We start from the raw sequence: 12,907 nt of genomic DNA, 5'->3' as shown, positions 1-12,907 counted from the left end.
AGTGTTGTGTCCGCCACGGCGAAGCCTGGCATGCGCGCAACAGCGGTCACGGCGGGGTTCAGGAAAACAACAGCGGGGCCGATAAACATTTCGTATCACGCCCGATCCACCGCAAGGCCGGTCGCTTGACCGCCCGGAAGCCGGCCCCAGACAATACGCGCGGCCAGACCACAACACCGCAACCGGCCGCTCCGCCCGCCCCCTTCGCTTCAGACCATGGCGCCTGCCCCAGCCAGCCCCCCGCCGACCCCGCCCGCACGACCGCTGCTGCGCCGCGCCCTGACCGTGCTGCTGCTGGCCGTGACGCTGGCGGTGCTGCCGGCCATGCTGCCGCCCGCGGTCACCGCGCAGCCTGCCCCGCAGCGGGCCGACCTGGTCGCGCGCGTGGTCATCAGCCTGCTCGGCTACGCGCGCTGGCCGGTGGAGCGCGATCCCGTGCGGCTGTGCGTCGATCACGCCAGCCGCTATGCGGCCCGGTTGAAGGAAGGCGGCACGCTCGCCAATGGCCGCACCGTGCAGACCCGCCAGGTCGACGTGCTGGCCGACATGCTGCATCCGGCGTGCGATGCGCTGTACGTGGGCACCATGAATGAGCCGCGCCGCAAGCGCCTGTCGGCCGAGCTGACCGGGCGCCCGGTGCTGGTGATCGCCGAGGAAGACTTCGAGTGCGAGGTGGGCAGCATGTTCTGCCTCAACATCCGCGACAACCAGGTCTCGTTCCGCGTCAACCTCGATACCCTCGCCCGCAGCGGCGTGCATATGCACCCCGGCGTGCTGCAGCTCGGCCGCCGCAAGGGAGCGCCGTCATGAGCCAGCGCCAGCCGGTGCGCGGGCAAGGCGCGCGCCCTACCCTCTACAGCGTGCTGCGCCGCATCCACCTGGGCGTGGCGCTGATCGCGGTTTGCACCGCGGGCCTGGCGCTGACCGCGATCGGCGTCACCGCGCTGCGCGTCTACGCCGACCACAACGTGCGGCTGGTGGCCCGCTCGATCGCCTACACGCTGGAAGCGCCGGTGGTGTTCCGCGACCAGGCGGCCACCGCCGAAACGCTGGCCGCGATCGCGGCCTCGGAAGACATCGCCCGCGCCACTGTCTATGACCGCGACCGCCACGTGCTGGCGGTGTGGCAGCGCCCCGGCCAGGCCCCGCTGACCGGCCTGCGCCACGCGCTGATCGAATGGCTGGGTACCGATGCGGTCGAGCAGCCCATCCTGCACCAGGCGCAGCAGGTCGGCATGCTGCGCGTCAGCGGCGACCCGCGCAACCTGCTGCACTTCCTGCTGCAGGGCGCGCTGGGGCTGCTGGCCTGCCTGCTGCTGACCGCGGTCGGCGCGCACTACCTGGCCAGCCGGCTGCTGGTGCAGATCATCGAGCCGTTGCGCAACCTGATGCGGGTGGCCCATGCGGTGCGTTCGCAGCGCGATTTCGCGCAGCGCACGCCGCCGGCCAGCATCGCCGAGCTCAATGCCCTCAGCGAGGACTTCAACGGCCTGCTCGACGAGCTGCAGACCTGGCAGAACCAGATGCAGCACGAAAACCGCTCGCTCGCCCACCGCGCCAACCACGATGCCCTGACCGGGCTGCTGAACCGCGCCGCCTTCGTCGAAGCGCTGGAGCATGCGGTGCGCCACGCCGCCGCCAACGACGAATATGCCGCGGTGCTGTATCTGGACAGCGACGATTTCAAGCACGTCAACGACCGCCACGGCCATGCCGCCGGCGACGCGGTGCTGGTCGCGGTGGCCCAGCGCATCCGCGCCAGCCTGCGCGGCCGCGACACCGTGGCGCGCATTGGCGGCGACGAATTCGCGGTGCTGGCCACCGCGCTGCGCGCGCCGGCCGATGCCATCCAGATCGCCGAACATGTCCTGCAGGCGATGGCTCGCCCGATCGACCTGCCCGACGGCAGCTCGGTGCAGGCCTCGCTCAGCATCGGGCTGGCGGTCTTCCCGGTCCACGCGCAAGGCAGCCAGGCCCTGCTGCATGCCGCCGACGCCGCCATGTACGGCGCCAAGCGGCGCTCCGGCGGCATCTGGCAAAGTGCCGAGCCGCGCCTGGACGTTACGCAGTGAGAACCTTCATGCTGGCAAGCCGTCCCCTGACCGATCACAGATTCCGGTGGACTAGCGCGCCGGCTCAGTCACCGAAGGGATTGGGCGCGCGATTCTCCAGCGCCTCGTTCAGGTCGAACTCGTCGCGCACCTTGTCGACTACCGCGCGCACACTGGCGGCATAGCCGTGCAGATTGTCGAAGGCCATGTCCCAGTTGCGGCCGCGCGCGTCGCGCGGATGGGGCTGCGGGGCCGGCACGCGGATCCGGGCACCGTCTTCGCCGATTTCATCGATCTGCTGGATACGCCGGCTGACCTCGTCCTGCAAGGCACGCCGGCCGCGCTCACGCTTGGCCATGACTGACTCCTGGCTGAATCCCAACGCATGCTAGCACGCGTCGGGGAAGCCCTGCAGGCACTTACAATGCCGCCTTGGCCGCCTGGTAAGCCGCGTACAGGCGCGCGAACACCGGTCCCGGCACGCCCTTGCCGATCGGACGGCCATCGATGCTGACCACCGGCAGCAACTCCTTGCTGGCCGACGACAGCAGCACCTCGTCGGCGGCAAACACCTCGTCCCTGGCGATCCGGCGCGACTCCAGTGCAATCCCCATCGCCTCGCAGATTTCCTCCATGAAGCCGTAGCGGATGCCCTCCAGGATCAGGTTATCCTTGGGCGGGGCCGACACGCGGCCATCGCGCACCACCCACACATTGGACGCCGACGCCTCGGTCAGCCAGCCGTCGCGGAACTGGATCGCCTCGGTCACGCCCTGCTCCACCGCGTGCTGCGCCGCCAGCACGTTGCCGAGCAGCGAGGTCGACTTGATCTGGCAATTCAGCCAGCGCCGGTCCTCCATGGTCACGCACGCGACCCCCTGCTCGATCATCTGCGCCGACGGCAGCGCCATCGGATTGGTCATGATCAGCACCGTCGGCAGCATTTCCTTCGGAAAGGCATGGGTGCGCTTGGCCACGCCACGGGTTACCTGGATATAGACCAGCTGATCCGACAGGCCATTGGCCTTGACCACCTCGCCGACACGCTCCAGCCACTGCGCCGCACTGTACGGATCGGGAATGCCGATGCCCTCCAGGCTCCGGTGCAGCCGCGCCAGGTGCTGCGCGCCGCGGAAAGGCTTGCCGTGGTAGTACGGGATCACCTCATAGATGCCGTCGCCGAAGATAAAGCCGCGATCCAGCACGGGGATGCGGGCCTCGGAGAGCGGGGTCAGGGTGCCGTTGAGGTGGACGATGGGCTCGGACATGGGATGCATGGGGCAGTTCAAAAGAGATGCCCGATTCTTTCACGGGCGGCCCGGCAAGTTCATGCAATCTACGCATGAAGACGGCAAGGCGCCCGTCGCTTTTTTCAGACTGGCGCCAGCGCTTTGGACAGCAGCACGGTGGTAAAGCCGCTATCCCAGCTCTCATCGGGATAGAAATCGATCTCGGCATAGCCCTGGCGTCGATAGAAGGCGCGACTCTGCTGGTTGAACGTATCCGTCTCCAGCCTCGCCTCGCGATGCCCGGCGCGGGCAATCTCGGCTTCCGCATGCGCCAGCAGCGCCGCGCCCAATCCCATCCGCTGCCATGCCCGGCCGACATGCAGCGCCCAGATGAAATTGTTTTCCCAATCCACCATGGCGGCCGGCACGCCGCTCACGCAGGCAACATGGAATTCCTGCAAACGTACTTCAACGTAACTGCGGGTCTTGCCTTGCTGCTCGAAGGCGGCGGCGGCGCCCGGCGTCAGTTGCGGCTTCCAGGTGCCGAGGTAAGTGTCGACGAGGATAGCTTCCACGGCTTGCGCGTCCGAGGGCAAGGCGGGGCGAATTTCGAAATGGGGGGTGAGTTCGGTCATGGGCCGAGAGCATAACCGGGACGGGATGAATCGGCAGCCCTTGCGCAGACTGGCTCGAAGCCGCTGACCGACCGGAAACGAAAAAGCCGCCCGTAAAACGGGCGGCTTTGCATGGTCTTGCGCAGTGTTCTGGCGGAGAGAGGGGGATTCGAACCCCCGATGGGCTATTAACCCATACACGCTTTCCAGGCGTGCGACTTAAACCACTCATCCATCTCTCCGGGAAGTCCGCGATTATAGCAGAGTTGCCCGTCGAATCCAGTACCTCGTCACCGCCCTCCCCTACCCCTTGCGCAGGTAGGTCACCAGCCGGTCGATCACCGGCGCGTTGCGCGGCGTCAGCAGGCTGACCACGATCGCGACCGCGAAGCCGGCCGGGACCCCGAAGGCGCCGGAGGCGATGGGGTCGACGCCGAACCAGCGGTTGCCGAAGATGCCGGTCATGCGGGTGAAGAAGGGATAGTTGACGAAGATGTAGTACACCGCCACGCCGAGCCCGGCGACCATGCCGGCGAAGGCGCCGGCGGCGGTGGTGCGGCGCCAGAAGATGCCGAGGATCAAGACCGGGAAGAAGCTGGAGGCCGCCAGCGAGAAGGCGGCTCCGACCAGGAACAGGATATTGCCGGGGCGCAGCGATGTGACGTACGAGGCGAACAGTGCGACGGCCAGCAGCACGATCTTGGCGGTGGTGACGCGCCGCTGGTGGCTCGCCTGGCGGTCGACCATGTGATAGAAAACGTCGTGCGAGAGCGCGTTGGCGATGGTCAGCAGCAGGCCGTCGGCGGTCGACAGTGCGGCGGCCAGTGCGCCGGCGGCGATCAGCCCCGAGATGACGTACGGCAGGCCGGCGATTTCCGGGGCGGCCAGCACGATCATGTCGGGTTGCAGCAGGATTTCGGCCCATTGCACGATGCCATCGCCGTTGACGTCGCGAATGCCGAACACCGGTGGATCGACCTTGCGCCATTGCACCACCCACTGCGGCAGTTCGGCATACGGGGTGCCGACCAGGTGCTCGAAGAACTCGTATTTCACCAGCGCCGCGAGCGTGGGTGCCGAGACATAGAGCAAGGCGATGCAGAACACGGCCCACGCTACGGAATTGCGCGTTTCCCTGACCGAAGGCGTGGTGTAGAGCCGCGTCAGGATGTGCGGCAGGCTGGCGGTGCCCACCATCAGGCAGAACACCAGCAGCACGAAATTGAGCCGCTTGGTCTTGCGCTCCTGCTCGGATGCCGCGGGATACGGTTCGGTGGACGACATCGAATGGCGGCTGCGCGCCAGCGCGTCTTCGCGTTGCTGGTGCCACTGCTGCTGCGCGGCGGCGGCGTCGCGCGGGAACTCGAGCCGTTCACGCTCGAGCGCCTTGATCTCGCGCAGCGGCGCATTGCGCGTGCGCAGGTCCTGCAGGCGCGCGTCGAGCGCGTCGCGTTCCTGCGCGAAGGACTCGGGCAGGCGGGCGATGCGTTCCTGCAGCAGGATGGCCTGCTGCCGGTAGTAGTCGCGCACCGCCTGTTCGGCGGGCTCGCGCTCCAGCTGCTGTTCCCGGGCATCCAGCTGCGTCAGCAGCGTGCCGTAGCTCAGTTGCGGCAGCGGTTCCTGGTGGTGCTTCCACGCGATCATCGACACCGTGACCAGGAACGCCACGATCATCATGATGTACTGCGCCACCTGCGTCCACGTGACCGCGCGCATGCCGCCCAGGAACGAGCAGACCAGGATGCCCGCCAGCCCGAAGAAGATGCCGACGGCAAACTCGACGCCGATGAAGCGCGTCACCACCAGCCCCACGCCCTGGATCTGCGCCACCAGGTAGACGAACGAGCAAAGCGAGGCAGCCAGCACCGCGATCGCGCGCACCGGCAGGTTGCCGCCGGGCTTGCCGTTGCCGTAGCGCGCGGCGAGGAAGTCGGGGATGGTGTAGCCGCCGTACTTGCGCAGGTACGGCGCCAGCAGGAAGGCGACCAGGCAATAGCCGCCGGTCCACCCCATCACATAGGCCAGCCCTTCGTAGCCAGAGGAAAACAGGATGCCGGCCAGGCCGATGAACGATGCCGCGCTCATCCAGTCGGCCGCAATCGCCATGCCATTGAACATCGCCGGCACGCGCCGCGACGCGACGTAGTATTCGTTGAGGTCCGAGGTGCGGCAGATCAGGCCGATGCAGGCGTAGATCGCGATGGTGATGAACAGGAAGACGTAGCCCAGCCACAGCGCATCGGCATTGGAGCGTTCCAGCAATCCCATCATCCCCACGAAGCCGAACAGCCCCAGCGTGAACAGGCCGTAGTAGAGCAGCAACCGTCGGCGAAAGCGCGACTGGGCTTCGGGCATGAGGGGACAGTCCGTGTCGGTGGGAAGCTATCGTAACAAACCCGCCGGCGCGCGGGTGCGCGGCGGCGGGTTCAGGTTTCGGCTCCGGCTTGCCGGATCACCAGCGGGTTACTGCGCCTGCTTGAGCTGCTCGAGGATGGCGGGGTTCTCAAGCGTCGAGGTGTCCTGCGTAATCTCCTCGCCCTTGGCCAGTGACCGCAGCAGGCGGCGCATGATCTTGCCCGAGCGCGTCTTGGGCAGGTTGTCGCCAAAGCGGATGTCCTTGGGCTTGGCGATCGGACCGATCTCCTTGCCGACCCAGTTGCGCAGTTCGGTCGCGATCTTCACGGCCTCGTCGCCGCTCGGGCGCGCGCGCTTGAGCACGACGAAGGCGCAGATCGCTTCGCCGGTCATGTCGTCCGGGCGGCCCACCACCGCGGCTTCGGCCACCAGCGGGTTGGCCACCAGCGCCGACTCGATCTCCATCGTGCCCATGCGGTGGCCCGACACGTTCAGCACGTCGTCGATGCGGCCCATGATGGTGAAGTAGCCGGTGTCCTTGTCGCGGATCGAGCCGTCTCCGGCCAGGTAGAGCTTGCCGCCCAGCTCTTCAGGGAAGTAGCTCTTCTTGAAGCGCTCCGGATCGCCCCAGATGGTGCGGATCATCGCCGGCCACGGGCGCTTGACCACCAGGATGCCGCCGCTGCCGTTGGGCACGTCGTGTCCGGTCTCGTCGACGATGGCGGCCATGATGCCGGGCAGCGGCAGCGTGCACGAGCCCGGCACCAGCGGCGTCGCGCCCGGCAGCGGCGTGATCATGTGGCCGCCGGTCTCGGTCTGCCAGAAGGTGTCGACAATCGGGCAGTTCTCATTGCCGATGTTCTTGTAGTACCACATCCACGCCTCGGGGTTGATCGGCTCGCCCACCGTACCCAGCAGGCGCAGGCTGGACAGGTCGTACTGCTTCGGGTGGATCTTCTCGTCCGCCTCGGCGGCCTTGATCAGCGAGCGGATCGCGGTCGGCGCGGTGTAGAAGATGCTGACCTTGTGACGCGCGATCATGTCCCAGAAGCGGCCGGCGTTCGGGTAGGTCGGCACGCCCTCGAACACCACCTGGGTCGCGCCGGCGGCCAGCGGGCCGTAGGCGATATAGGTGTGGCCGGTGACCCAGCCGATGTCGGCGGTACACCAGAACAGGTCCTCGGGCTTGATGTCGAACGACCATTTCATCGTCATCAGCGCCCACAGCAGGTAGCCGCCGGTGCTGTGCTGCACGCCCTTGGGCTTGCCGGTGGAGCCCGAGGTGTAGAGCACGAACAGCGGATGCTCGGCGCCGACCGGCTCGGCTTCGCAGGTATCGGGCTGGTTGGCGCAGACGTCGTCGAGCCAGCGGTCGCGGCCCTCGGTCCAGCCGACATTGCCGCCGGTGCGGCGGTAGACGATCACGTTTTTGACCGCCTCGCAGCCGCCCAGCGCCAGCGCGTCATCGGCGATGGCCTTCAGCGGCAGCGCCTTGCCGCCGCGCATCTGCTCGTCGGCGGTGATCAGCGCCACCGCGCCCACGTCGACCAGCCGCTCCTGCAGCGACTTGGCGGAGAAGCCGCCGAATACCACCGAGTGCGTCGCGCCAAGGCGCGCGCAGGCCTGCATCGCCACAACGCCCTCGACCGACATCGGCATGTAGATCACCACGCGGTCGCCCTTCTTGATGCCGAGCGACTTCAGGCCGTTGGCGAAGCGGCACACCTTGGCATGCAGATCGCGGTAGGTGACGCGGCTGACGGTGCCGTCGTCGGCCTCGAACACGATCGCCACCTTGTCGGCATTGCCGTTCTGCAGGTTGCGGTCCAGGCAGTTGTACGAGGCGTTGAGCTCACCGTCCTCGAACCACTTGTAGAACGGCGCGTTGCTCTCGTCCAGCACCTTGGTGAAGGGCTTGTTCCAGTGCAGCAGCTCGCGCGCGTGGCGGGCCCAGAAGCCCTCGTAGTCGCGCTCGGCCTCGTCGCAGAGCGCGCGGTAGGCGTCCATGCTGGGGATGGCTGCCTGGCTGGCAAAGGCCTCGGGCGGGTTGAACACGCGATGCTCCTGCATCACCGATTCGATGGCGGACATGGACTGGTCTCCTGATTTTGGACTGGCTTTGGCTGCCACGTTACGCCCGACGGCTTACTTAAACCTGACGATAAATCCCTGCAGCCGGCAGGATCAGGCGCTGCAACGTGTTGCATTGCAGCGGGAAGAATCGGGGGGCGCGCCGCGAAAGTGCAGCCTTCTCCATTAGGCTAGCACAGCTATAATGCCCCGAGCCTGATACCTGAATGCGACGCCGGCCCTTGCCGCGCGGCGCCGCACCGCCCAGCGCGGACACGTGCCCGTGCACCCCGCCGGCCTGTCGACCGGAATCCCCAAGGCAAGTACCCGTGCCCGCCAACGCTCCTGTCTTCGCTCCCGTCTACGTGCTGTTCCTGATCGCCTCGATGGCGCTGGTCGGCAGCAACGTCGGACTCGGCAAGTCGATCATCGCGCATGTACCGGTGCTGCTGTTCGCGCTGCTGCGCTTTGTCATCGCCATCGTCTGCCTGGCACCGTGGTACCGCCCCGCCCGCATGCGCCGGGTCTCGCGCGGCGAATGGCTCAACCTGTTCCTGCAGGCGTTCTTTGGCACCTTCCTGTTTACGCTGCTGATGCTCAACGGCGTGCGCCTGACCAGCGCCATGGCCGCGGGCGTGATCACCAGCACCATCCCGGCCACCGTGGCGCTGCTGTCCTGGCTGCTGCTGCGCGAACGGCTGTCGCGGCGCACGATGGTGTCGGTGCTGCTGGCGGTGGCCGGCATCGCCGTGCTCAACATCGCGCGCGGCGGTGCCCACGGCGCCGGCGCAGGCAGCCAGGCGTGGCTGGGCAACCTGATGATCATGGGCGCGGTGGTGTGCGAATCGATCTACGTGATCCTGTCGCGCCGGCTCACGCAGACACTGGCCGCGATCGAGATCTGCGCCTACACGCACCTGATCGGCGGGCTGCTGATGCTGCCGCTGGGACTGGTGCCGCTGCTGAACTTCGACGCCGCCGCGGTGCCGGCCCAGACCTGGCTGATGGTGCTGTGGTACGCGCTGTCGGCCAGCGTGTTCTCGTTCTGGCTGTGGATGAAGGGCATCCGCCATGTACCGGCGCAGCTGGCCGGGGTCTTTACCTCGGTGCTGCCGGTGGCCGCGGCCACCTACGGCATCGTCTTCCTGGGCGAGCAGCCGGGCTGGCCGCACGGCGTGGCGCTGGCGTGCGTGCTGGCCGGGATCGTGCTGGCCAGCTGGCCGGGCCGGATCACGCGTGGCGCGTGGCGCGGCAAGACGGCCGGCGCCGAGCCGGGGGCGCGGGCCTGAGCGCTGCGGCGTGGCAGCGGTTACCGCTGGTAACACAGCGTTGCCATGGTCGCTTGGTACAATCCACGCCGATTTTCAACTCCGCCGACCCCCGCCCCGCCATGGCTTCCAACCCGATTCCCGAGCAGCAGCCCCAAACCCTGCGGCCGATCCCGAGCATCATCTTCGCGTCGCGCTGGCTGCAACTGCCGCTGTACCTGGGCCTGATCGTGGCCCAGGGCGTCTACGTCTACCATTTCCTGATCGAGGTCTGGCATCTGCTCGCCCATGTGACCGAGTTCGACGAGAACAAGATCATGCTGGTGGTGCTCGGGCTGATCGACGTGGTGATGATCTCCAACCTGCTGATCATGGTGATCGTGGGCGGCTACGAGACCTTCGTCTCGCGGCTTGGCATCGACAACCATCCCGACGAGCCCGAATGGCTCGACCACGTCAACGCGGGCGTGCTGAAGGTCAAATTGTCGATGGCGCTGATCGGGATCTCGTCCATCCACCTGCTCAAGACCTTTATCGACGCAGAACAGCGCTCGACCCATACCATCATGTGGCAGGTGGCGATCCACCTGGCGTTCCTGCTGTCGGCAGTGGCGATGGCATGGGTGGACCGGATGGTCACTCACCCTGCCGGCGCGCACGCCAAGCATTGAAAGCGGCCCGCAGGGCCGACCTGCTTGCTTCGCCAACGACCGCGGCCATGTGCCGCGGTTTTTGCTTTTGGGCGGGCGCGGTCGCCGGCAGCGGCTTTTGCTGCACATTACCGGCTGTGGACGGATGTATGCAGACGGGCAGAGCGGCGCCGCTCAGTGTATGATTTCGGGCTGTGTTTCACCGCTGCCCACCCCACAAAATGACCGTCATCAAGCAAGAAGACCTCATCCAGAGCGTCGCCGACTCCCTGCAGTACATCAGCTACTACCACCCGATGGACTACATCACCAGCCTGGGCCGCGCCTATGAGCTGGAGCAGAGCCCGGCGGCCAAGGACGCGATCGCGCAGATCCTGACCAACAGCCGCATGTGCGCGGAGGGCAAGCGCCCGATCTGCCAGGACACCGGCATCGTCACGGTCTTCGTCAAGGTGGGCATGGACGTGCGCTGGGACGGTGCCACCATGGGCCTGACCGACATGATCAACGAGGGTGTGCGCCGCGGCTACACGCACCCCGACAACGTGCTGCGCGCCTCGATCGTCAGCCCGCCCGAAGGCGGCCGCAAGAACACCAAGGACAACACCCCGGCGGTGATCCACTATGAAGTGGTGCCGGGCAACACCGTCGATATCCAGGTCGCGGCCAAGGGCGGCGGCTCGGAGAACAAGTCCAAGTTCGTGATGCTGAACCCGTCGGACTCGATCGTCGACTGGGTGCTGAAGACCGTGCCGACCATGGGCGCCGGCTGGTGCCCGCCGGGCATGCTGGGCATCGGCATCGGCGGCACCGCCGAAAAGGCAATGGTGATGGCCAAGGAATCGCTGATGGAATCCATCGACATCCAGGACATCATCGCGCGCGGCCCGAAGGACTGGGTTGAGGAACTGCGCGTCGAGCTGTACGAGAAGGTCAACGCGCTCGGTATCGGCGCGCAGGGCCTGGGCGGCCTGGCCACCGTGCTGGACGTCAAGATCATGGCCTGCCCGACGCACGCCGCGTCCAAGCCGGTGGCGATGATCCCCAACTGTGCCGCCACCCGTCACGTGCACTTCACGCTGGACGGCAGCGGCCCGGCCAGGCTGGAAGCGCCGGACCTGTCGCAATGGCCGAAGGTCGAGTGGGCGCCGAACACCGAGACCTCCAAGCGCGTCGACCTGAACACGCTGACGCCGGAAGAAGTTGCCTCGTGGAAGCCGGGCCAGACCCTGCTGCTCAACGGCAAGATGCTGACCGGCCGCGACGCCGCGCACAAGCGCATTGCCGACATGCTGGCCAAGGGCGAGAAGCTGCCGGTGGACTTCAAGAACCGCGTGATCTACTACGTCGGTCCGGTCGATCCGGTGCGCGACGAGGCGGTCGGCCCGGCCGGCCCCACCACCGCCACGCGCATGGACAAGTTCACCGAGATGATGCTGGTCGAGACCGGCCTGATCTCGATGATCGGCAAGGCCGAGCGCGGCCCGGTGGCGATCGAGGCCATCAAGAAGCACAAGTCGGCCTACCTGATGGCCGTGGGCGGCGCCGCCTACCTGGTGGCCAAGGCGATCAAGGAAGCCAGGGTGGTCGGTTTCGAAGACCTGGGCATGGAAGCAATCTACGAGTTCGACGTCAAGGACATGCCGGTGACGGTGGCCGTGGACAGCGAAGGCACTTCGGTGCACAAGACCGGCCCGGCGGAATGGCAGGCCAAGATCGGCAAGATTCCGGTTGCCGCGCTGTAAGCAGCCACGCGCCGAGACGGTAGAATCTGCCGTCGCACTCGAAAAGCCGGGTTCCGACCCGGCTTTTTTCTGCACTGTTTCCTGTCATCCTGGCATCCCCGTGAACCCCGCACCCATCGGCGTCTTCGATTCCGGCCTCGGCGGCCTGTCGGTGCTGCGCGAGATCCGCGCCCTGCTGCCGCACGAGCCACTGCTGTACCTTGCCGACTCGAAATACGCGCCCTACGGCGAAAAGCCCGAACGTTTTGTCGAAGCGCGCACGCTGCAGGCCTGCGAGTGGATGATCGGCCAGGGCTGCAAGGCGCTGGTGATCGCCTGCAACACGGCTACGGGCCATGCCGTGGCGTTGCTGCGCGAGCGGTTGCCGGTGCCGATCATCGGCGTCGAACCCGGCCTGAAGCCCGCCGCCGCGGCCAGCCGCAGCAAGGTGGTCGGCGTGCTGGCGACCGCGAATACGCTCAAGAGCGCGAAGTTCGCGCGGCTGCTGGCATCGCTGGACGGTGAAAGCCGCTTCCTGTGCCAGGCGGGGCTGGGCTTGGTGACGCTGGTCGAGCAAGGCCAGACCGACGGGCCCGCCGTGCGCGAGCGCCTGGAGGCCTACCTCGCGCCGATGCTTGACGCCGGCGCCGATACCCTGGTGCTGGGCTGCACCCACTACCCCTTCCTGGCAGGCGCGATCCGCGCCACCGCCGGCGATCAGCTGGCGCTGGTCGATACCGGCAGCGCGGTCGCGCGCCAGCTGGCGCGCAAGCTCGACGAGCATGCGCTGGCCGCGCCGCCCGATGCCGCGGGGCGTGACCGCTTTCTCTCCACCAAGGACGCCGCGCACCTGCGCGCGATGGTGGCCGCGCTGCTGCAGTTGCAAGCCGATGCGGAGACCGTGGTGATCGAGCCGGCGCCGGCGTTCTGACCGGCGCCCTCGGTT

At 67.2% G+C, this 12,907-nt stretch carries 11 protein-coding genes and 1 tRNA gene; 6 read left to right on the top strand and 6 right to left on the bottom strand.

What is annotated here, in order from left to right; all coding sequences use genetic code 11:
- Window positions 1–216: 216 nt before the first annotated feature.
- Window positions 217–810: a regulatory sequestration protein YfiR gene (yfiR, locus tag MKD38_RS17740; protein WP_252678618.1), complete on the top strand. Its 594-nt coding sequence runs from the start codon at window positions 217–219 to the stop codon at window positions 808–810.
- Window positions 807–2,072, top strand: coding sequence for a diguanylate cyclase DgcN/YfiN (gene dgcN / locus MKD38_RS17735; RefSeq protein WP_252678617.1), 1,266 nt, complete (start codon window positions 807–809; stop codon window positions 2,070–2,072). Before yfiR ends, dgcN begins: the two co-directional genes overlap by 4 nt.
- Window positions 2,073–2,136: 64 nt before the next feature.
- On the opposite strand, the gene MKD38_RS17730 is transcribed toward dgcN, so the two are convergent.
- The 6 genes from MKD38_RS17730 to acs form a co-directional block, all read right to left on the bottom strand.
- Window positions 2,137–2,409, bottom strand: coding sequence for a hypothetical protein (locus MKD38_RS17730; RefSeq protein ID WP_116346128.1), 273 nt, complete (start codon window positions 2,407–2,409; stop codon window positions 2,137–2,139).
- Window positions 2,410–2,470: 61 nt separating this feature from the next.
- Window positions 2,471–3,319: a D-amino acid aminotransferase gene (locus MKD38_RS17725; RefSeq protein ID WP_252678757.1), complete on the bottom strand. Its 849-nt coding sequence runs from the start codon at window positions 3,317–3,319 to the stop codon at window positions 2,471–2,473.
- A gap of 104 nt (window positions 3,320–3,423) precedes the next feature.
- On the bottom strand, window positions 3,424–3,915 hold the full coding sequence (locus tag MKD38_RS17720; protein ID WP_252678615.1) for a GNAT family N-acetyltransferase: 492 nt from the start codon (window positions 3,913–3,915) through the stop codon (window positions 3,424–3,426).
- Window positions 3,916–4,045: 130 nt separating this feature from the next.
- Window positions 4,046–4,136 (bottom strand) — tRNA-Ser (locus tag MKD38_RS17715).
- Between the two features lie 61 nt (window positions 4,137–4,197).
- Window positions 4,198–6,249 carry a VC_2705 family sodium/solute symporter gene (locus MKD38_RS17710; RefSeq protein WP_252678614.1) on the bottom strand — a complete coding sequence of 684 codons (2,052 nt, stop codon included), beginning with the start codon at window positions 6,247–6,249 and terminating at the stop codon, window positions 4,198–4,200.
- A 108-nt stretch (window positions 6,250–6,357) separates the two neighbouring features.
- Window positions 6,358–8,340 carry an acetate--CoA ligase gene (acs, locus tag MKD38_RS17705; protein WP_252678613.1) on the bottom strand — a complete coding sequence of 661 codons (1,983 nt, stop codon included), beginning with the start codon at window positions 8,338–8,340 and terminating at the stop codon, window positions 6,358–6,360.
- A gap of 308 nt (window positions 8,341–8,648) precedes the next feature.
- Between acs and MKD38_RS17700 the strand changes: the two genes are divergently transcribed.
- From MKD38_RS17700 to murI, 4 genes are all read left to right on the top strand, one after another.
- Window positions 8,649–9,608 (top strand): DMT family transporter, encoded by a 960-nt coding sequence (locus MKD38_RS17700; protein ID WP_252678612.1) that lies wholly within the window; start codon window positions 8,649–8,651, stop codon window positions 9,606–9,608.
- A 101-nt stretch (window positions 9,609–9,709) separates the two neighbouring features.
- The gene (locus MKD38_RS17695) at window positions 9,710–10,258 is read left to right on the top strand and encodes a TIGR00645 family protein (protein ID WP_062800812.1); all 549 of its coding nucleotides are present in this window, start codon (window positions 9,710–9,712) and stop codon (window positions 10,256–10,258) included.
- Window positions 10,259–10,458: 200 nt separating this feature from the next.
- Window positions 10,459–11,982, top strand: coding sequence for a fumarate hydratase (locus tag MKD38_RS17690; protein ID WP_252678611.1), 1,524 nt, complete (start codon window positions 10,459–10,461; stop codon window positions 11,980–11,982).
- Between the two features lie 100 nt (window positions 11,983–12,082).
- Window positions 12,083–12,892, top strand: coding sequence for a glutamate racemase (murI, locus tag MKD38_RS17685; protein WP_252678610.1), 810 nt, complete (start codon window positions 12,083–12,085; stop codon window positions 12,890–12,892).
- Window positions 12,893–12,907 lie beyond the last annotated feature (15 nt).

It is taken from the genome of Cupriavidus sp. WGlv3, from assembly GCF_023952475.1.
GTDB classification, from domain to species: Bacteria; Pseudomonadota; Gammaproteobacteria; order Burkholderiales; family Burkholderiaceae; genus Cupriavidus; species Cupriavidus phytorum.
This window is presented reverse-complemented; position numbering and strand designations above follow the sequence as displayed.